Source organism: Pseudomonas sp. Snoq117.2 (assembly GCF_900110545.1).
Classification (GTDB): Bacteria; Pseudomonadota; Gammaproteobacteria; order Pseudomonadales; family Pseudomonadaceae; genus Chryseomonas; species Chryseomonas benzopyrenica.
The window spans coordinates 279,433-299,086 of sequence record NZ_FOED01000004.1 but is presented as its reverse complement, the minus strand read 5'-3'; the positions used below and the strand labels follow the sequence as shown (position 1 = coordinate 299,086).

Annotated in this window: 21 protein-coding genes; 14 read left to right on the top strand and 7 right to left on the bottom strand. The window is 67.2% G+C overall.

Features of this window, described 5'->3' with window-relative positions:
• Window positions 1-14: 14 nt before the first annotated feature.
• The 6 genes from BMZ43_RS13230 (at window position 15) to BMZ43_RS13205 (ending at window position 6,727) form a co-directional block, all read left to right on the top strand.
• Complete coding sequence (locus BMZ43_RS13230; protein ID WP_064309262.1) at window positions 15-1,538, top strand: MFS transporter; 1,524 nt, start codon at window positions 15-17, stop codon at window positions 1,536-1,538.
• A gap of 191 nt (window positions 1,539-1,729) precedes the next feature.
• Window positions 1,730-2,203 (top strand): RNA pyrophosphohydrolase, encoded by a 474-nt coding sequence (locus tag BMZ43_RS13225; RefSeq protein ID WP_007161635.1) that lies wholly within the window; start codon window positions 1,730-1,732, stop codon window positions 2,201-2,203.
• Between the two features lie 111 nt (window positions 2,204-2,314).
• Entirely contained in the window at window positions 2,315-4,594 is a 2,280-nt protein-coding gene (gene ptsP / locus BMZ43_RS13220; RefSeq protein WP_093254191.1) for a phosphoenolpyruvate--protein phosphotransferase, read from the top strand.
• A gap of 76 nt (window positions 4,595-4,670) precedes the next feature.
• Complete coding sequence (locus BMZ43_RS13215) at window positions 4,671-5,453, top strand: sulfite exporter TauE/SafE family protein (RefSeq protein WP_093254190.1); 783 nt, start codon at window positions 4,671-4,673, stop codon at window positions 5,451-5,453.
• A gap of 19 nt (window positions 5,454-5,472) precedes the next feature.
• Complete coding sequence (gene lgt, locus BMZ43_RS13210; protein WP_017641011.1) at window positions 5,473-6,285, top strand: prolipoprotein diacylglyceryl transferase; 813 nt, start codon at window positions 5,473-5,475, stop codon at window positions 6,283-6,285.
• A gap of 85 nt (window positions 6,286-6,370) precedes the next feature.
• Complete coding sequence (locus BMZ43_RS13205) at window positions 6,371-6,727, top strand: hypothetical protein (protein WP_017641010.1); 357 nt, start codon at window positions 6,371-6,373, stop codon at window positions 6,725-6,727.
• 18 nt (window positions 6,728-6,745) lie between these two features.
• Here BMZ43_RS13205 and BMZ43_RS13200 read toward each other — a convergent pair whose 3' ends face one another.
• The 6 genes from BMZ43_RS13200 to BMZ43_RS13175 all read right to left on the bottom strand — a co-directional run bounded on the left by BMZ43_RS13200 (window position 6,746) and on the right by BMZ43_RS13175 (window position 12,051).
• The gene (locus tag BMZ43_RS13200) at window positions 6,746-6,997 is read right to left on the bottom strand and encodes a YfhL family 4Fe-4S dicluster ferredoxin (RefSeq protein WP_007161640.1); all 252 of its coding nucleotides are present in this window, start codon (window positions 6,995-6,997) and stop codon (window positions 6,746-6,748) included.
• A gap of 99 nt (window positions 6,998-7,096) precedes the next feature.
• A complete protein-coding gene (coaD, locus tag BMZ43_RS13195; protein WP_093254189.1) occupies window positions 7,097-7,582 on the bottom strand; it encodes a pantetheine-phosphate adenylyltransferase in 486 nt (161 codons plus the stop codon).
• Between the two features lie 99 nt (window positions 7,583-7,681).
• Window positions 7,682-8,686: a hydrolase gene (locus tag BMZ43_RS13190; RefSeq protein ID WP_093254188.1), complete on the bottom strand. Its 1,005-nt coding sequence runs from the start codon at window positions 8,684-8,686 to the stop codon at window positions 7,682-7,684.
• Window positions 8,683-9,252, bottom strand: coding sequence for a 16S rRNA (guanine(966)-N(2))-methyltransferase RsmD (rsmD, locus tag BMZ43_RS13185; RefSeq protein WP_093254187.1), 570 nt, complete (start codon window positions 9,250-9,252; stop codon window positions 8,683-8,685). The genes BMZ43_RS13190 and rsmD overlap by 4 nt, the downstream gene beginning before the upstream one ends.
• A 1-nt stretch (window position 9,253) precedes the next feature.
• Window positions 9,254-10,693, bottom strand: coding sequence for a M16 family metallopeptidase (locus BMZ43_RS13180; protein ID WP_093254186.1), 1,440 nt, complete (start codon window positions 10,691-10,693; stop codon window positions 9,254-9,256).
• Entirely contained in the window at window positions 10,690-12,051 is a 1,362-nt protein-coding gene (locus tag BMZ43_RS13175; protein ID WP_093254185.1) for a M16 family metallopeptidase, read from the bottom strand. The genes BMZ43_RS13180 and BMZ43_RS13175 overlap by 4 nt, the downstream gene beginning before the upstream one ends.
• Window positions 12,052-12,253: 202 nt before the next feature.
• On the opposite strand from BMZ43_RS13175, the gene ftsY reads away from it, so the two are divergent.
• The 4 genes from ftsY (at window position 12,254) to rpoH (ending at window position 16,417) form a co-directional block, all read left to right on the top strand.
• Window positions 12,254-13,723: a signal recognition particle-docking protein FtsY gene (gene ftsY, locus BMZ43_RS13170; protein ID WP_093254184.1), complete on the top strand. Its 1,470-nt coding sequence runs from the start codon at window positions 12,254-12,256 to the stop codon at window positions 13,721-13,723.
• Window positions 13,720-14,394: a cell division ATP-binding protein FtsE gene (gene ftsE, locus BMZ43_RS13165; protein WP_007161647.1), complete on the top strand. Its 675-nt coding sequence runs from the start codon at window positions 13,720-13,722 to the stop codon at window positions 14,392-14,394. Before ftsY ends, ftsE begins: the two co-directional genes overlap by 4 nt.
• Window positions 14,391-15,401, top strand: coding sequence for a permease-like cell division protein FtsX (gene ftsX, locus BMZ43_RS13160; protein ID WP_017641003.1), 1,011 nt, complete (start codon window positions 14,391-14,393; stop codon window positions 15,399-15,401). Before ftsE ends, ftsX begins: the two co-directional genes overlap by 4 nt.
• Before the next feature lie 161 nt (window positions 15,402-15,562).
• Window positions 15,563-16,417, top strand: a complete 855-nt coding sequence (gene rpoH / locus BMZ43_RS13155) for an RNA polymerase sigma factor RpoH (RefSeq protein WP_026083834.1) — start codon at window positions 15,563-15,565, stop codon at window positions 16,415-16,417.
• Between the two features lie 205 nt (window positions 16,418-16,622).
• On the opposite strand, the gene mtgA is transcribed toward rpoH, so the two are convergent.
• A complete protein-coding gene (mtgA, locus tag BMZ43_RS13150; protein WP_093254183.1) occupies window positions 16,623-17,324 on the bottom strand; it encodes a monofunctional biosynthetic peptidoglycan transglycosylase in 702 nt (233 codons plus the stop codon).
• A gap of 68 nt (window positions 17,325-17,392) precedes the next feature.
• Here mtgA and BMZ43_RS13145 point away from each other — a divergent pair, with 68 nt between their 5' ends.
• The 4 genes from BMZ43_RS13145 (at window position 17,393) to trmB (ending at window position 19,644) form a co-directional block, all read left to right on the top strand.
• Window positions 17,393-17,770 carry a DUF423 domain-containing protein gene (locus tag BMZ43_RS13145; protein WP_093254181.1) on the top strand — a complete coding sequence of 126 codons (378 nt, stop codon included), beginning with the start codon at window positions 17,393-17,395 and terminating at the stop codon, window positions 17,768-17,770.
• A 93-nt stretch (window positions 17,771-17,863) separates the two neighbouring features.
• Window positions 17,864-18,064, top strand: a complete 201-nt coding sequence (thiS, locus tag BMZ43_RS13140) for a sulfur carrier protein ThiS (RefSeq protein ID WP_007161653.1) — start codon at window positions 17,864-17,866, stop codon at window positions 18,062-18,064.
• Between the two features lie 19 nt (window positions 18,065-18,083).
• A complete protein-coding gene (locus BMZ43_RS13135; RefSeq protein ID WP_007161654.1) occupies window positions 18,084-18,866 on the top strand; it encodes a thiazole synthase in 783 nt (260 codons plus the stop codon).
• Between the two features lie 67 nt (window positions 18,867-18,933).
• Window positions 18,934-19,644 (top strand): tRNA (guanosine(46)-N7)-methyltransferase TrmB, encoded by a 711-nt coding sequence (gene trmB / locus BMZ43_RS13130; RefSeq protein ID WP_093254179.1) that lies wholly within the window; start codon window positions 18,934-18,936, stop codon window positions 19,642-19,644.
• Window positions 19,645-19,654 lie beyond the last annotated feature (10 nt).

The following is a 19,654-nucleotide window of genomic DNA, read 5'->3' as shown; positions in this document are numbered from 1 at the left end:
AGCCTTGGGTCTTCATGTACGCCGACGACACCGATCGCCCCCATCACCGCGGCCTGCTGCTGCTGAGCATCACCCTGATGGTGCTGGTGTACTTTCTCGACAACCTGTCCATCGCCCTGGCCAACCGCTATGTCTATGGCGGCCTCGGCATCGACCCGCGCAGCTACAGCCTGGCGACCGCCTGCTACAGCGTCGCCGTCATCGTCACCAGCGCGCCGCACCAGTGGTTCGCCCAGCGCCTGGGCTATCGCAACCTGATCTTTACCGCCGTCGGCATCCATCTGGTCGGCCAGGTGTGCTGCCTGGTGGCCACCGATCTGCCGATCTTCATCGCCGGACGCGTCCTGATGGGCGCCGGCGCCGCCACCTTCTTTGCCGGGGCGCGGGTGCTGGTGCAGATGTATTTCTCCGGTCCGCAGCTGCCGACCGGGATCCGCGCCTTTGCCTCGGGCGTGCCCCTGGGGGGTGCGCTGGCGTCCTTCACCACCGCGGAATTGCTGGAAGGCCATCAGTGGCGTGCCATCTTCATGGTGCCGGCGCTGGCCTGCGCGCTGGTGGCCATTTGCATCTGGCTGTCGCTGCCGCGCCGTTCCCACCCGCTGGAGAATTCCGGGGCGCCGTCGCTGCTGTCCATGGTACTGCTGGCGGGTGGCAGTCTGCTGTTGACCACCACCACCCAGCGGCTGGCCTTCGATTTCTTCAGCGATGGTCCGTGGCTGGCCCTGGAGCTGCTGCTGGGCACGGCCATCCTCGGGCTCTACGTCTATTACGAGCGCGGCCTGGCACGGCCGACCCTGGCCTTCAAGCACGCCATCACCCCCGGCTTTCTCGCCGGCATGCTGTTCATGATGCTCAATTACTTCCTGCTCGGGGCCTACAACTTCATCATTCCCCAGTACGTGGTCAACGGTCTGCAGCTGCCGGTTTATACCGCCGGGGGCGTCATGGCGCTGGGCTGGCTGTGCGGCCTGGCACCCTTGCTGATGATCACCTCGGTGCGGCTGCGCGAGCGCTTTCCCTGGGGCGGCTTTCGCAAGTACCTGGTGGCGGGCTATCTGCTGCTGGCCGGCTACGGCTTCTGGATGGTGCACCAGCACGGCGACGTGCCCCTCTATCAGCAGCTGGTGCCGGGCCTGATGATGCATGGCACCTACCTGATCGGCACCTTCGCGGTGATCATCATGTACACCTTCATGCGCGTCGAGCCGGCCTATTTCAGCCAGGCCTACCAAATCAAGAACATGACCCAGCAACTGGTCATGCCCATGGGTATCGTGCTGTCCAACGTCTTCCTGCAGTGGCGCGACGCCTTCCATGCCACGGTGCTCAGCGCTGCGGTCAACCCCTATGCCCCGAACTACCAGGCCTACGGCGAACGCTATCGGCAGGTCACTGGCGCCGACAGCGCCCTGGCGCAGATCTCCAGTCTGGTCACCCGCCAGAGTCAGGTGCTGGGCTATCTCGATTATTTCTGGCTGGTCGGCTGGATCGGTCTGGCGCTGGCGGTCTACATGGCCGTACAGCGGCATTTCCGCTAGCGCACGACGATTGCCCGCCCTTAAGCCGACGTTCAGCTGGCGACCACCATAATGCGGGCCTTTGCAGGTCGCGGCGGTTGCCGGGAGCCTGCGCCGGTCGGCCGCGCCCCGGTCGGTCCGGAGCTTGCATTGCTGGGCTGTCGGGCTTTGTGGAACAATGCGGGCAACGATATTTTTCAAGGGTGGCAGCCGTGATCGACGCTGATGGTTTTCGCCCCAATGTCGGCATCATTCTCGCCAACGATGCCGGCCAAGTACTGTGGGCTCGCCGCATCAACCAAGATGCCTGGCAGTTTCCCCAGGGTGGGATCGATGACCGGGAAACGCCCGAAGAGGCGCTGTACCGGGAGCTCAACGAAGAGGTGGGGCTGAGCCCCGATGATGTCCGTATCCTGGCCTGTACCCGGGGCTGGTTGCGCTATCGTCTGCCGCAGCGCATGGTGCGCACCCACAGCCGTCCGCTGTGCATCGGCCAGAAGCAGAAGTGGTTTCTGCTGCGGCTGACCGCGGAAGAGCAGCGGGTGCGGATGGATGTGACGGGTAAGCCGGAATTCGATGGCTGGCGCTGGGTAAGCTACTGGTACCCTCTGGGCCAGGTGGTGACCTTCAAGCGAGAGGTCTATCGGCGGGCGCTCAAGGAGTTGGCACCCCGCTTGCTGGCCTGATTGCCGGTACGGCCGGTGCGAAAGAGGTGAGGAGAAGCTGTGGTCATGCAGGATGAACGACACGTGATGCACGCCGGCAGACTCGCCGGGCGTCGGCTGCGGAGGCGCTAGATGCTTGCAGTTCTGCGCAAGATCGTCCAGGAGGTCAATGCCGCCAAGGATCTGGGGTCGGCACTGTCCATCATCGTGCAGCGCGTCCGCGCGGCCATGCAGTCGCAGGTCTGCTCCGTCTATCTGCTGGATCCCGACACCAACCGTTTCGTGCTCATGGCCACCGAAGGCCTCAACAAGAGGTCCATCGGCCGGGTCAGCATGGCCCCCAACGAGGGCCTGGTCGGCCTGGTCGGCACCCGCGAAGAACCGCTCAATCTCGAAGACGCCGCCAGCCACCCGCGCTTTCGCTATTTTGCCGAGACCGGTGAGGAGCGCTATGCGTCTTTCCTCGGTGCACCCATCATCCACCACCGCCGGGTCATGGGCGTGCTGGTGGTGCAGCAGAAGGAACGCCGTCAGTTCGACGAAGGCGAGGAAGCCTTCCTGGTCACCATGAGCGCCCAGCTCGCCGGGGTGATCGCCCATGCCGAGGCCACCGGGACCATCCGTGGTCTGGATCGGCAGGGCAGGGGCATCCAGGAAGCCCGCTTCGTCGGCATCCCCGGCGCGCCCGGGGTCGGCGTCGGCAAGGCCGTGGTGGTCCTGCCACCGGCCGACCTGGAAGTGGTCCCGGACAAGACCGTGACCGACATCGACGCCGAGCTGCAACTGTTCCGCTCGGCGCTCGAAGGCGTACGGGCGGACATGAAGGCGCTGTCCAAGCGGCTGTCCACCCAGTTGCGCAAGGAAGAGCAGGCGCTGTTCGACGTCTATCTGATGATGCTCGACGACGCCGCCCTCGGTAACGAGGTGACCACCATCATCAAGAGCGGCCAGTGGGCCCAGGGCGCCCTGCGCCAGGTGGTGATGGAGCACGTCCAGCGCTTCGAGCTGATGGACGACGCCTATCTGCGCGAACGCGCCGCCGACGTGCGTGACCTCGGGCGCCGCTTGCTGGCCTATCTGCAGCAGGCCCACCAGGCCTGCCTGATCTATCCGGAAAACACCATTCTGGTCAGCGAGGAGCTCTCGCCGGCCATGCTCGGCGAGGTGCCCGAGGGGCGCCTGGTCGGCCTGATCTCGGTACTCGGCTCGGGCAACTCCCACGTCGCCATCCTGGCGCGTGCCATGGGCGTGCCGACCGTGATGGGCGCGGTGGACCTGCCGTATTCCAAGGTGGATGGCATCGACCTCATCGTCGACGGCTACCACGGCGAAATCTTCACCAATCCGTCGCCGACGCTGATCAAGCAGTATGGCGACGTAGTGGAAGAGGAGCGCCAGCTGACCCAGGGCCTCGACGCCCTGCGCAGCCTGCCCTGCGAGACCCTCGACGGTCACCGCATGCCGCTGTGGGTCAACACCGGCCTGATGGCCGATGTGGCCCGTGCCCAGCAGCGCGGCGCCGAAGGGGTCGGGCTGTATCGCACCGAAGTGCCCTTCATGGTCAACGAGCGCTTTCCCAGCGAGAAGGAGCAGCTCTCCATCTATCGCGAGCAACTGGCCGCCTTCCATCCGGCGCCGGTGACCATGCGCACCCTGGACGTAGGCGGCGACAAGGCGTTGTCCTATTTCCCGATCAAGGAAGACAACCCCTTCCTGGGCTGGCGCGGCATCCGCGTCACCCTGGATCATCCGGAAATCTTCCTGGTGCAGACCCGCGCCATGCTCAAGGCCAGCGAGGGCCTGAACAACCTGCGCATCATGCTGCCGATGATTTCCGGCGTGCACGAGGTGGAGGAGTCCCAGCATCTGCTGCACCGTGCCTGGTGCGAGGTGCGTGACGAAGGCGTCGACATCCCCATGCCGCCGGTGGGGGTCATGGTCGAGGTGCCCTCGGCGGTCTACCAGGCCCGCGATCTGGCGCGCCAGGTGGACTTCATCTCGGTGGGCTCCAACGACCTGACCCAGTACCTGCTGGCGGTGGATCGCAACAACCCGCGGGTGGCCGATCTCTACGACTACTTCCACCCGGCGGTGCTGCAGGCGCTGCAACAGGTGGTCGATGGCGCCCACGCCGAAGGGGTGCCGGTGAGCATCTGCGGCGAGATGGCCGGGGATCCGGCGGCGGCGGTGCTGCTCATGGGCATGGGCTTCGACACCCTGTCGATGAACGCCACCAACCTGCCCAAGGTGAAGTGGCTGCTGCGCCAGGTCACCCTGGAAAAGGCCCGCGAGCTGGTGCAGCAGATGCGCCAGATCGACAATCCCCAGGTCATCCACAGCGCCCTGCATCTGGCCTTGCGCAATCTCGGACTGGGTCGGGTGATCAACCCGGCGGCCAGCGTCCAGAGCTGAGCGTGCCCGGCGGGAAGGCCGCTTCCCGCCGGGCAGGCAGCGGCGTACCATGCCGCCTCCTGCGCCCGAGGTGATGATGGATCTCTTGCTCTTCCTGGTGCTCGGCGTCTGCGCCGGGCTGCTGGCCGGTCTGTTCGGGGTTGGCGGCGGCCTGATCATCGTGCCGGTGCTGGTCTACAGCTTTACCGCCCAGGGCCTCGATCCGGACATCCTCACCCACCTGGCGGTGGGTACCTCGCTGGCCACCATCGTCTTCACCTCGCTCAATTCCGTCTGGGCCCACCACCGACTCGGCGCCGTGCGCTGGCGGCTGTTCGCCTGGATGGCCCTGGGCATCGTCTTCGGCAGCGCCCTGGGCGCCCTGACCGCCGCCGCCATCCACGGCCCGCTGCTGCAGAAGATCATCGGCACCTTCGCCATCCTCATCGCCCTCCAGCTGGCGCTGGACCTGCGCCCCAAGGCCCAGGCCGGCGAACCGGGCAAACCGGCGCTGACGGTGGCCGGGGTGGTGATCGGCTGGGCCTCGGCCATCTTCGGCATCGGCGGCGGCTCGCTCACCGTACCCTTCCTGATCTGGCGCAGCCTGAGCATGCAGCAGGCGGTGGCCACCTCGGCGGCCTGCGGCCTGCCCATCGCCCTGTCCGGGGCGCTGTCCTTCATCCTGGTCGGCTGGCAGCAGCCGGGCCTGCCCGCCTGGAGTCTGGGCTATGTCTATCTGCCGGCCTTGCTGGGTATCGCCCTGACCAGCATGTTCTCGGCCCGTTTCGGTGCGCGGCTGGCCCATCGCCTGTCGCCCCGGCTGCTCAAGCGCCTGTTTGCCCTGTTGCTGTTCGGCGTCGGTCTCAATTTCTTACTCTGATCCCTTTCAAGGAGGCACCATGCTGCCGTATCCGCAAATAGACCCGGTGGCCCTGTCGCTGGGGCCGCTGAAGATCCACTGGTACGGCCTCATGTACCTGGTGGGGATCGGTGGCGCCTGGTGGCTGGCCAAGCGGCGACTCAATCGCTTCGATCCGCGCTGGACCAGCGAGACCCTGTCCGATCTGGTGTTCTGGGTGGCGCTGGGGGTCATCGCCGGCGGGCGACTCGGCTACGTGCTGTTCTACAACCTGGCGGAATACATCGCCAATCCGACGCTGATTTTCGAGGTCTGGAAGGGCGGCATGTCCTTCCACGGCGGCCTGCTCGGGGTGATCCTGGCGGTCTGGTGGTTCGGCAAGCGCCACAACAAGGGCTTCTTCGAACTGATGGACTTCATCGCGCCGCTGGTGCCCATCGGCCTCGGTGCCGGCCGCATCGGCAACTTCATCAACGCCGAACTCTGGGGCAAGCCCACCGACGTGCCCTGGGCGATGATCTTTCCGCCCTACAGCGATCCGGCCCAGTTGCCGCGCCATCCCTCGCAGCTCTATCAGTTCGCCCTGGAAGGGGTGGCGCTGTTCGTGATCCTCTGGCTGTACTCGCGCAAGCCGCGGCCGACCATGGCCGTGTCCGGGCTGTTCGTGCTCTGCTACGGCATCTTCCGCTTCATCGTCGAATTCGTCCGGGTACCCGACGCCCAGCTCGGCTATCTGGCCTGGGGCTGGCTGACCATGGGGCAGGTGCTCTGCGTGCCCATGGTGCTCGGCGGCATCGCGCTGATGGTCTATGCCCATCGCCGCGCGCCGCAGCCGGTCGTCCGCGCCGAATGACGTCTGGGGTCCGCCCGCATGACAAGTGCGGGCGGCCTGTTATAGTTCAGGGACCACCATCACAACCGCGCAAGGGATCAGCCGTATGAATCCGTTCCGTAGCCTGGCTGCCGTGCTGGCGCTGGCCCTGACGATGCAGGTCCTGCCAGCGCAGGCGCAACAGGCTCAGGGTGACGTCACCGAGTATCAGACCGCCGACCAGGCGTTCGGTGAAGCCCAGGCTCCCGCCGCCTTTTCCATGATCGGCGATCTCTTGATCGCGCGGCCGCTGCTGATCGCCGCCACCGTGATCGGCGCGGGCGTCTTTGTGGTCAGTCTGCCATTCACCGCCGCCGGCGGAAACATCGGCAAGGCCGGCAAGGCGCTGGTGGTCGAACCGGGCAAGGCGGCCTTCGTGCGCTGCCTGGGCTGCACCCAGAGCGGGTACGGGCGTACCGAATAGGCCCTGGCGCCGGGCCGCTTAAGCCTGGCCGCTGATCTTCAGATACTTGTCGTGCAACTGCTCCTTGGTCTCGACATGGTTCTCGTCGAGGGGGATGCAGTCCACCGGGCAGACCTGCTGGCACTGGGGTTCGTCGTAGTGGCCCACGCACTCGGTGCACAGGTTCGGATCGATCACGTAGATCTCCGCACCCTGGGAGATGGCGCCGTTCGGGCACTCGGGCTCGCACACGTCGCAGTTGATGCAATCGTCGGTAATGATGAGGGACATCGTCGGCTCCACGCTGCGCGAACGCGCAGCGATCCAAAAGTCAGGCGCGCATTTTGCCCCATCCGCGCGCCGGCTGCACCCGACAGTCCTTGGGGTTAATCAGCTGGTCGGGGCAAAACGCTCCAGCAGCGCCTGATGCACGGTGGGATGGACGAACTTGGTCACGTCGCCGCCGAGCGCCGCGATCTCCCGCACCAGGGTGGAAGACAGGTAGGAATAGTGTTCCGACGGGGTCAGGAACATGCTTTCCGCCTGGGGCGCCAGCACCCGGTTCATGTTGGCCAGCTGGAATTCGAATTCGAAATCCGACACCGCACGCAGGCCGCGCAGGATGATGGTCGCCTTCTGCTGTTCCACCAGGGTGGCCAGCAGGCAGCTGAAGCCGATCACCTCGACGTTGGGCAGGTGCGCGGTCACCGCCTTGGCCAGCTCGACCCGGCGCTCCAGCGGAAACAGCGGATTCTTCTTGGGGCTGGCCGCCACCGCCACCACGACTTCGTCGAACAGCCGCGAGGCGCGCTCCACCAGATCGCCATGGCCCTTGGTGATGGGGTCGAAGGTGCCGGGGTATAGCACTCGGTTCATGACGCTGTCCTGGGGGCGAAGCTGTTGGGGCTTGGATGGTAGCTCAGGGGCGGAGTGAGGCCAAGGCGACAGCCGCCGGGATCGCCGACCCGTGGGCGTTTATCGGCCGGATGGCGCCGCCCTCTGGCTGACCAGCCAGTCGGGGATGCGCCTTTCCAGGTAGTAGTCCGGGTCGCGGAAGGAACCGCCGACGAAGCCGACATGGCCGCCATGGAGCAGGCGCTCGAACAGGGTGTCGGGCGCCAGTTCGGCGCGGGCGGGCAGGGCGTCGGTGCCGATGAAGGGGTCGTCCTCGGCCTGGATCAGCAAGGTGGGGATGCGGATACCCCCCAGGTAGTAGCGGCTGGAGGCCTGCCGGTAGTAGTCCCGGGCATCGCGAAAGCCGTGCAGGGGCGCGGTGTAGCGATCGTCGAAGTCCCAGAAGGTCTTGAGTCCCTCGGGCGGCCCCAGGCGCGCGAGGATCTCGTGCTGTTCGGGGTGAAGGTCGCGATCGAACAGCGCCTGCTTGTCGCGCACGTAGCGCGCCAGTTCGCGGATGAAGTGCCGCTGGTAGATGCGCGAGAAGCCGATGCCGATGCGATCGGCGCAGAGGTCCAGGCGAAAGGGCACCGAGACCGCCGCCGCGGCGCTGAGACCACTGTCCGCGCCGCGCTCGCCCAGGTACTTGAGCAGCACGTTGCCGCCCAGGGAAAAGCCCACGCCATACAGCGGCGCGTCCGGACGGCTGGCCTGCAGATGACGCACCACCGCCGCCAGGTCTTCGCTGACGCCGGAGTGATAGCCACGGGGCAGGCGGTTGGGTTCGCCGGAGCAGCCACGCCAGTTGAGGCCGACGCTGGCCCAGCCGCGTGCGGCCAGGGCGAATTGCAGGCCGAGCACATAGTGGGAGCCGGAGCTGCCGGTCAGGCCGTGGGCGATCAGCACCAGGGGCGCCTGTGGGTCCTCGGCGTGATACCAGTCCAGATCGAGGAAGTCGCCATCCTCCAGCCATAGCCGTTCGCGCGGACGAGTGATGGGCGGCAGGCGGCGCCACAGCGAGCCCCAGAGGGTCTGCAGGTGCGGGCCGGGCAGCCAGCGCGCCGGGCGAAAGGGGGCGCTGTTCACGCCTGGCGGTGCCAGAGGGCGTAGTGGACGTTGCCGGTCTTCTTCTCGCGGTGCAGCTGCCAGGTCGCGGGCAGGCTCAGGCGCGAGGGCTGGGTCTCGCTCTCGGTGTAGATCCAGGCGTCCGCGGCAAGCCAGCCCTGGGCTTCCAGGGCCGCGCAGGCCGGCTCCAGCAGGTCCTGGCCAAAGGGCGGATCAAGAAACACCAGGTCGAAGGGCGTCGCCGCCGGCTTGGCCAGCGCCTGCAGGGCGTCGGTTTGGCGTACCTCGGCCTGGGCGCAGCCGAGGGCCTGCAGATGGCCGCGCAGGGCATGGGCGGCCTGGGCATTGAGGTCGAAGGCCAGCGCCGGGCCGGCGCCGCGGGACAGGGCTTCCAGCAGTAGGGCGCCACTGCCGGCGAAGGGGTCCAGCACCCGGGCGCCCGGGGTGACGGCGGCCAGCCAGTTGAACAGGGTCTCGCGGACCCGATCCGGGGTGGGTCTCAGGCCCAGGGCATCGGGAAAGACGAAGCGCCGGCTGCGCCAGTCGCCACCGATGATGCGCAGTTGGTTGGCGGTCTTCTGGGCCATGCTAGTGCTCCGGAACGCCGCTGGGCGGCAGGTTGGGAAGAGGGCGGGGTGGCGGCAGCGGCTGCTGGGCGACCCGTGGGCCGGCGCTGACCACGACGAAGTTGGCCGGATCCAGGTGGCGCTGTAGGGCGGCATGCACCTGTTCCACCGTCAGCCGGCGGACCTGCTGGAGGAAGTCATCGAGGTAGCTGCTGGGCAGGTCATAGAAGCCGATGTTGCCCAGTTGGGCGACGATGGCGCCGTTGCTGGCGTTGGCCAGTGGGAAGCTGCCTTCGATCTGCCGCTTGGCGCGGTCCAGTTCGGCCTGGGTAGGGCCCTGGGCCAGGTAGTCGCGCAGCAGGTCACGGACCAAGGCCAGGGTGGCATCGCCCAGTTCGGCGCGGGTCTGCAGGCCGAGGGTGAAGGGGCCAGGCTGACGCATGGGGGTGAAGCCCGAGCTGACGCCGTAGGTGAGGCCGCGGCGTTCGCGCAATTCGGTCATCAGGCGACTGCCGAAACCGCCACCGCCAAGGATCTGGTTGCCGACGAAGAGGGCGGCATAGTCGGGATCGCGGCGGGTGATGCCGAGTTGGCCGAGCAGCAGGCGCGTCTGCTGCGCCGGGATCTCCAGCTGCACCCGGGCCGGTGCGGCAGGCGCTGGCACCGGCAGTGGCGGCAGGGCCGGGCCGCGGGGCAGGGCGCGCGACAGCTGGGCGGCGATCTGCTCGGCGCGGGCGCGATCCAGGTCGCCGGTGAGGGCGATCACGGCATTGCCGGCGGCATAGGCACGGGCATGGAAGGCCCTGAGGCTGGCCGCGTCGAGGCGTGCCAGTCCGGCTGCCGTGCCCCGTGGCGAATGGGCATAGGGATGGCTGCCATAGAGACGTTCCTGCAGGGCTTCGCCGGCCAGGCTGGCCGGCTCGCGACGGCTGGCGGCGATCAGCGTCAGCAACTGGTCGCGGATGCGTTGGATGGCCTCGGCGGGAAAGGTCGGGCGACCGACCACGTCGGCCAGCAGTACCAGGGCCGGTTCGCTGTGGGCCGGATCGGCGAGGGTGCGCAGCCCGGCCACCGCCTGGTCACGGTAGGCGCCGTTGCTGAAATCGGCGCCCAGGCGCTCGAAGCCGTCGGCGATGGCGCCGGCATCGCGTCCCGGGATGCCTTCGTTGAGCAGGCCGTTGGTCAGCATGGCCAGGCCCGGCGTGGCGCCGTCCTGGCTGCTGCCGGCGGCGAAGATCAGGCGCACGTCGAACATCGGCAATTCCGGCGCCGGCACGAACAGCACCTGGGCGCCCTCGGCGGTGCGCCAGCGCTGGATGTCCAGCTGGCGCCCCAGGGGCGGTGCCTCCTTGAGGGTCTTGAGGCTGTCCACGGCGGGATAGGCGCGCGCCAGGTCGCCGACTGGGGTGGGGGACTGACAGCCCGCGAGCAGGCACAGCGCAAGGCACAGCAGGCGCTTCATCGACGAGCCTCCGCGGCGGGTTCGGGGCGCAACTGGCCCAGGGTCAGGCGCTCGCGAGTGAAGTAGGTATGGGCCACGCGGCGCAGGTCGTCGGGGGTGACCCGGCCCAGTTCGTCGAGCAACCGATCGCCCTGACGCCAGCCGAGGCCGACGCTTTCCAGCTGACCGATGCTGCTGGCCTGGGCGGTGATGGAGTCGCGGCCATAGACCAATCCGGCCACCAGCAGGGCGCGGACCCGGGCCAGTTCCTCGGCGCTGGGCGGCTCGCGCTTGAGCAGCTCCAGTTGCGCCCAGAAGGCCGCTTCCAGCTGGTCGAGGGTCTTGCCACGCTGGGTATTGGGGGTGCCGCTGAGCAGGAAGAGGCTGTCGCCGCGGGTATAGGCGCCATAGGCGGCGCGCACGCTGCTGGCCACTTCCGCGCCGCGTTCGAGACGACTGGGCAGGCGTGCCCCCGAGCCGCCGCTGAGCAGGGCGGCCAGCAGTTGCAGCGCATAGGCATCGCGCGGCTGGGCGGCGGTGGCCAGGCTGGGCACGTTGAAGCCCATCAGCAGGCTGGGCAGTTCGCGGGCCTGCAGCGCCAGGCGCCGCTCGCCCGGCGCCGGCAATTCCAGCGGCCGCCGCGGCGCGTGCAGGTCGCTGCGGGGGATGCCGCCGAACCAGCGCTGCACCTCGGCGCGGATCGCCTGGGGCTCGACGTCGCCCACCACCACCAGGGTGGCGTTGTTGGGTGCGTACCAGGTCTGGTACCAGCGACGCAGGTCGTCCACGCCGAGGCGCTGCAGGTCCTGGGGCCAGCCGATGGTGGGGTTGCGGTAGCCGCTGGCCGGGTAGGCGGCGGCCTTGAAGCGCTCGAAGGACAGCGCCTCGGGTCGGTCATCGGTGCGCAGCCGGCGTTCTTCCTTGATGACTTCCAGCTCGCGGCTGACTTCGTCCGGTTCCAGGCGCAGGTGCTGCATGCGATCGGCTTCCAGCTCCAGGGCCACGGGCAGGCGATCGCGGGCGAGCAGCTGGTAATAGACGGTGTAGTCGTCGGTGGTGAAGGCGTTTTCCTCGGCGCCCAGGTCGCGCAGCAGGTGCGAGGCCTCGCCGGCACCGAGCTTGCGGCTGCCCTTGAACATCAGGTGTTCCAGGGCATGGGACAGGCCGGTCGCCCCGGGCGCCTCCAGGCTCGAACCCACGCGGTACCAGAGTTGCACCACGGCGACCGGCGCCCGGTGATCTTCGCGGATCACCAGCTTGAGGCCGTTGTCGAGGGTGAATTCCTCGGTGTTCTGCCGGCTGGCCGTGGCCAGGGCGAAGGGGGAGAGCAGGCTGAGCAGGACGACCAGGGCGGTCCGACGGAAGCGGGAGGCGGGCATCGCGAGAGCAGGCCTTGTAGCGCGGTAGGGGACGAAGCGGCTGCGTCCTGGGGACGGTCGCGCGTTTTTCGCCGACGGGGAGGTCTTCCGCCCGGCAGGCTGCTAGGATACGCATCCCTTTTCCCGACGGCCATGCCTGACGGTCGAGCCCCGCCTGGCGGAGCTCCCGCAGCCGGTTCGTCCGTTCGATACAGAGCCCCGCATGTTTGGATCCGACGACAAGAAGTCTCCCCCCACGGAGAAGAAAGGCCTGTTCGGCTGGTTCCGCAAGAAGACTGCCGAACCCGTAGCGACGCCTGCCGAAGCCCCCGCCCCTGCGCCGGAAGAGCGCCTGCCCGAGCCGCTGGCCAGCGAGCCGGTGCAGCACCCGGAGCCGGTGCCCGAGCCGCCGGAGGCGATTCCCTCGCTGACCCCGGTGCCGGTCGCCGAAGAGGAGGCGCCGTCGCCAGTGGCGCTCACGGCGCTGGTCGAGCCGCTGGTGGCCGATCCCATCGTGCCGCCGGTCGAGGTCGAACCGGTGAGGGCGCCCGAGCCGGAGCCCGAGCCAGTGGCTGCGCCGGTCGCGCCGCTGCCTCCGGTTGTGCCGGTTGAGCCTGAGCCCGCTCCCGCCCCGGTCGTACCCGTTGCGCCCGTCGCCCCGGTCCGTCCTGAACCCGAGGTGGTTGCGCCCGAACCCGAACCCGAACCCGAGCCCGAGCCCGCTCCACCCGCCGTCGTCGCCGCTCCCGCCGAACCGGCCAAGCTGGGCTTCTTCGCCCGCCTGCGCCAGGGTCTGTCCAAGACCAGCGCCAGCCTCGGCGAGGGCATGGCCAGTCTGTTCCTTGGCAAGAAGGCCATCGACGACGACCTGCTCGAAGAACTGGAAACCCGCCTGCTGACCGCCGACGTCGGCGTCGAGGCGACCGGCGTCATCATGCGCAACCTGACCCAGAAGGTGGCGCGCAAGCAGCTGGCCGACAGCGAGGCGCTCTATCAGGCCCTGCAGCAGGAGCTCACCGAGATGCTGCTGCCGGTGGAACAGCCGCTGGTGATCGACACCTCGCACAAGCCCTACGTCATCCTGGTGGTCGGTGTGAACGGCGCCGGCAAGACCACCACCATCGGCAAGCTGGCCAAGCGCCTGCAGAACGACGGCAAGAAGGTCATGCTGGCCGCTGGCGACACCTTCCGCGCCGCCGCCGTGGAGCAGCTGCAGGTCTGGGGCGAGCGCAACCGCATCCCGGTCATCGCCCAGCACACCGGCGCCGACTCCGCCTCGGTGATCTTCGACGCGGTGCAAGCCGCCAAGGCCCGTGGCATCGATGTGCTGATCGCCGACACCGCCGGCCGGCTGCACACCAAGGACAATCTCATGGAGGAGCTGCGCAAGGTACGCCGGGTGATCGGCAAGCTGGACGAGGCGGCGCCCCACGAGACCCTGCTGGTGCTCGACGCCGGTACCGGCCAGAACGCCCTCAACCAAGCCAAGCAGTTTCACAATGCGGTGCCCCTGACCGGCCTGGCGTTGACCAAGCTCGACGGCACCGCAAAGGGTGGGGTGATCTTCGCCTTGGCCAAGCAGAGCGCCCTGCCGATCCGCTATGTCGGCGTCGGCGAAGGCATCGACGACCTGCGGCCCTTCGAGGCGCGGCCCTTCGTCCAGGCCCTGTTCGCGGAGCGGGGCGTCTCATGATCCAGTTCGACCGCGTCTCCAAGCGCTATCCCAACGGTCACGTCGGCCTGCAGGAACTGAGCTTCCGTGCCGAACGCGGCGAGATTCTCTTCGTCACCGGTCATTCCGGCGCCGGCAAGAGCACCCTGATGCGGTTGATCCTGGCCATGGAAAGGCCCACCGGCGGCAAGCTGACCCTGGCCGGCCAGGACATCTCGCGCATCACCAATGCGCAGATTCCCTTCCTGCGCCGGCAGATCGGCGTGGTCTTCCAGAACCACCAGCTGCTCTATGACCGCACCGTGTTCGACAACGTCGCCCTGCCGCTGCAGATCCTCGGCCTGTCCAAGCCCGAGATCGCCAAGCGTGTGGCCGCCGCTCTGGAGCGGGTCAGCCTCAAGGACAAGCTCGACGACTATCCGGCCGAACTCTCCACCGGCCAGCAGCAGCGGGTAGGCATCGCCCGCGCCGTGGTGCATCGTCCGGCCCTGCTGCTCGCCGACGAACCCACCGGCAACCTCGATCCACGCCTGGCCTCGGAGATCATGGGCGTCTTCGAGGACATCAACAGCCTCGGCACCACGGTGCTGATCGCCAGCCACGACCATGCCCTCATCGCCCGGCTGCACCATCGCATGCTGACCTTGCAGCGCGGCCGCCTGATCGGCGACGAAGAGGAGAGCCAGCCATGAGCGCCACCGAACTGCCCCGTGGCCAGGAACAGGGCGGCAAGCCCCAGCGTCCGCAGCGCCAGGCCCCGAAGAAACCCAAGAGCGACTGGCGCAGCCCGCTGCACGCCTACCTCGAAGCCCACCGCACCGGCCTGAGGGACAGCCTCAGGCGCATGGTGCAGCAGCCCATAGGCACCTTTCTCACCTGTCTGGTGATGGGTATCGCCCTGGCGCTGCCCATGGGGGTGTCCTTGCTGCTGAAGAACGTCGAGCGCCTGGGCGGCTCCTGGCAGCGTGCGGCGCAGATCTCGGTGTTCCTCGACCTGCGCACCGGCCAGGACCAGGCCGAGGTGCTGATGAGCCAGATCAAGGTCCTGCCCGATGTGGCCGAGGCGCGCTGGATCAGCCCGGACGATGCCCTGAAAGAATTGCAGCAGGACGCCGGTCTTGGCGAGGCGCTGCGCGAGTTGCCGCAGAATCCGCTACCCGGCGTCATCGCCGTGACGCCCAAGGAAATCGACAAGAGTCGTCTCGACATGCTGCGCAGCCAGCTGGCCGAGATGAACGGCGTGCAGCAGGTGCAGCTGGACATGCAGTGGGTCGAGCGCCTCACCGCCATCCTCAAGCTCGGCGAGCGCTTCGTCTTCGGCCTGACCGTGGTGCTGGTGATCGCCCTGCTGCTGGTGATCGGCAACACCATCCGCCTGGCCATCGAGAATCGCCGCACCGAGATCGAGGTGGTCAAGCTGGTGGGGGGCACCGACGGCTACGTGCGCCGGCCCTTCCTCTACATGGGCGCGCTGTTCGGCCTGGGCGCGGGCATCGCCGCCTGGGCGCTGCTGGTGTTCGGCCTCAACTGGCTCAACGGCGCGGTGCTGGATCTGGCCGGCCTCTACGGCAGCGATTTCGCCCTGGGCAGTGTCGCTATCGAAGACGGGCTGCAACTGCTGATCGGCGCCGTGCTGCTCGGCTACATCGGTGCCTGGCTGGCCGTCGCCCGTCACCTGCGCGAACTCGCGCCGCGCTGACCAACGACCGTTTCCGACACCTTTGGAAACGGTCTAACCCCCTGATGACACAAGCATTTCAAGGCGGTTTTCAGCTGGGGTTAAGGGAACCTCGGCTAGTCTGGCGCTGTCCAAAAAATCAGTGTTAGACTGCCCAGTGCTTAGTGAATCGGAGGATTCGCATGACCACTTCGTTGCAACCTGTTCCTACATTGGTTCCCGGCGCCAGCCTGGAAGCCTATGTGCATTCGGTGAACAGCATTCCGCTGCTCACTCCGGAGCGGGAGCGTGAACTGGCCGAGCGCCTCTTCTACAAGGAAGACGTCGAGGCCGCCCGGCAGTTGGTGCTCGCGCATCTGCGCTTCGTGGTACATATCGCCAAGAGCTATTCCGGCTACGGTCTGGCCCAGGCCGACCTGATCCAGGAAGGCAACGTCGGCCTGATGAAGGCCGTGAAGCGCTTCAACCCCGAAATGGGCGTACGCCTGGTGTCCTTTGCCGTGCATTGGATCAAGGCGGAAATCCACGAATTCATCCTGCGCAACTGGCGCATCGTCAAGGTCGCCACCACCAAGGCGCAGCGCAAGCTGTTCTTCAACCTGCGCAGTCAGAAGAAGCGGCTGGCCTGGCTGAACAACGACGAGGTCCATCGCGTGGCCGAAACCCTGGGCGTGGAGCCTCGGGAAGTGCGCGAGATGGAGAGCCGCCTGACCGGTCAGGACATGGCCTTCGATCCGGCCAGCGATGCCGATGACGATGCCGCCTACCAGTCACCGGCCCAGTACCTGGAAGACAGCCGTTACGATCCGGCACGCCAGCTGGAAGAAGCCGACTGGACCGACAGCTCCACGGCCAATCTGCACGAGGCCCTGGAACGCCTGGACGATCGCAGTCGCGATATTCTCTACCAGCGCTGGCTGGCCGAGGAAAAGGCGACCCTGCACGAGCTGGCGGCCAAGTATAACGTCTCGGCAGAGCGTATCCGTCAGCTGGAAAAGAACGCGATGAACAAGCTCAAGGGCAATATCGCCGCCTGATCCGCTCGTTGATTGAAAAACCGCACCTTAGGGTGCGGTTTTTTTATGTCTGCAAATCTTATCGCCCAGCCAGTAGGCTGGCTTGGATCAGGCTCTGGCCATCGCGGCCATGGGCCGCTCCTACAAGTACCGGGAAGTCCGTAGGAGCGGCCCATGGCCGCGATATAGCGTCTGTAGGCTGAAAACCGCGTGCGAAGTCGCCTTGCTACTGCCCGGTCATCCGCCGCAGGTAGTCGCTACCGCCCAGCTGGCGCTCCTGCTGGCGGATCCAGGCGGCGCGTTCGGCGACATAGGCGCTCGGGTGGCTCGGGCTCCATTCGCGGGGATTGGGCAGCACGGCGGCCAGCAGGCTGGCCTGGCGATCGGACAAGTAGGGAGCACCTATGCCGAAATGGTGACGGGCTGCGGCCTCGGCGCCGAACACGCCGTCGTCCCATTCCACGCTGTTGAGATAGACCTCGAGGATGCGCTGCTTGGACCAGAAGGTTTCCAGCAGCACGGTGAACCAGGCTTCGAAGGCCTTGCGCAGATAGCTGCGGCCGCTCCAGAGAAAGAGATTCTTGGCGGTCTGCTGGCTGATGGTGCTGGCGCCGCGCAGGGAACCGCCGGCTTCGTTGTGGCTGAAGGCCTGGCGGATCGCCGCCATGTCGAACCCCCAATGCTCGGCGAAGTGCTGGTCTTCACCGGCGATCACCGCCATCTTGAGATCGTCCGGCAGCTCCTTCCAGGGCCGCCAGTCGCGCTGCAGGTCGATGGGTTTGCCGTCGATCCAGGATTCGACCTTGCGCTCCACCATCAGCATGCTGCCCGGCGGCGGTACCCAGCGCAGGATCAGCACCAGGGCAGCGCTGAGGGCGGCGAACCAGAGGGCGATACGCAGGAGACGGCGGAGGAGGGTGAGCAGCATCGGCTTGGTCTTTGGCGGGTAGCGGGCCATTATAACCAGCGCTTCTCTCCCATCGCCCGGTAAAACCCATGTTGCGTCTCTTCCTGCTGTTCGCGGCCCTGGCCGGCTTCACCGGTGTCGGACTTGGCGCCTTCGCCGCCCACGGACTCAGGGGCCGGCTCACCGCCGACTACCTCGCGGTGTTCCAGACCGGCGTGCTCTATCAGCTCATCCACGCCCTGGCGCTGTTCGGCGTCGCCTTGCTGTCGCTGCACTTCCAGGGGCGCCTGGTGGTCTGGGCCGGTGGCTTCTTCATCGCCGGCATCCTGCTGTTTTCCGGCAGCCTCTATCTGCTGACGCTGACCGGCATCTCGCGGCTGGGCATCATCACCCCCTTCGGCGGCCTGTGCTTTCTCGCCGGCTGGGCCTGCCTGGCCATCCTCGCCTGGCGCCTGAGCAGCCTCTGAGCGCGCGCTGGCCGTCGTTCCCGGCCCGGCGCCGCTGCAATGAACGCCCGACCGGCGTAGAATGCCGGCTCACCCCGTGACGATGCCTTTGCCATGCAGATCCTGTTGAACGGCGAATCCCTTGAATTGCCGGACGGTGCCACCGTCGCCGACCTGCTCGTGCGTCTCGACCTGACCGGACGGCGAGTGGCGGTGGAACGCAACCTCGACATCGTGCCGCGCAGCCAGCACGCCACCACCGCCCTGGCGGACGGCGACCGGCTGGAAGTGGTCCACGCCATCGGCGGCGGCTAGCCGCGAAAGAGGAATCCAGATGAAAGACACTCCCTTCACCCTGGCCGGGCGCACCTATGCCTCGCGTCTGCTGGTCGGTACCGGCAAGTATCGTGACCTCGAAGAGACCCGCGTGGCCATCGAGGCCTCCGGCGCCGAGATCGTCACCGTGGCGGTGCGCCGCACCAACATCGGCCAGACGCCCGGCGAACCCAATCTGCTCGACGTGATCTCGCCCGAGCGCTACACCATCCTGCCCAACACCGCCGGCTGCTATGACGCGGTGGAAGCGGTACGCACCTGCCGCCTGGCGCGCGAGCTGCTCGACGGTCACAACCTGGTCAAGCTGGAAGTCCTGGCCGACCAGAAGACCCTGTTCCCCAATGTCATCGAGACCCTCAAGGCCGCCGAGACCCTGGTCGCCGACGGCTTCGACGTCATGGTCTATACCAGCGACGACCCCATCGTCGCGCGCCAGCTGGAGGCCATCGGCTGCATCGCCGTCATGCCGCTGGCCGGTCTGATCGGCTCGGGCCTGGGCATCTGCAATCCCTACAACCTGCGCATCATCCTCGAAGAGGCCAAGGTGCCGGTGCTGGTGGATGCCGGGGTGGGTACCGCCTCCGACGCCACCATCGCCATGGAGCTGGGTTGCGAAGCGGTGCTGATGAACAGCGCCATCGCCCATGCCCGCGAGCCGGTGCTGATGGCCGAAGCCATGAAGCACGCCATCGTCGCCGGTCGCCTGGCCTATCTGGCCGGGCGCATGCCGCGCAAGCTCTATGCGACCGCGTCCTCGCCGCTGGACGGCCTGGTCAACTAGACCTGGCGCCCTCCATCACGCGCCCGGCCTGTGCCGGGCGTCTCTTTTTCCCACTATCGATAACGCCATGACCGATCATCAAGACGACCAGACCCCCGACCGCCCCCGGCGCACCATCAAGAGCTTCGTGATGCGCGCCGGCCGCATGACCGAAGGCCAGCAACGTGGTCTCGACCAGGGGTGGCCGCGTTTCGGTCTGGAGCTGACCGACGGCCCCCAGAATTTCGACCAGGTATTCGGGCGCCAGGCGCCGCGTACCTTCGAGATCGGCTTCGGCATGGGCCATTCCACCCTGGAAATGGCTGCCGCCGCGCCGGAGCAGGATTTCATCGGCGTCGAGGTGCATCGTCCGGGCGTGGGTGCGTTGCTCAATGGCGCCATGACCCAGGAGCTGACCAATCTGCGGGTCTACAGCTGCGATGCCCTGGAGGTCCTGCGCCAGTGCGTGGCCGATGCCAGTCTGGACCGGGTACTGCTGTTCTTTCCCGATCCCTGGCACAAGAGCCGCCACCACAAGCGGCGGATCGTCCAGCCGGCCTTCGCCGAGCTGGTCAGGCAAAAGCTCAAGGTCGGCGGGGTGCTGCACATGGCCACCGACTGGCAGGCCTATGCCGAACACATGCTCGAGATCATGAACGCCGCCCCCGGTTACAATAACCTCGGCGACGCCTCGGGCTATGTACCGCGTCCCGAGGAAAGACCCATCACCAAGTTCGAACGCCGTGGCGAGCGCCTGGGGCATGGCGTCTGGGATCTCAAGTTCGAACGCCAGAGCTGACCGTGTATCT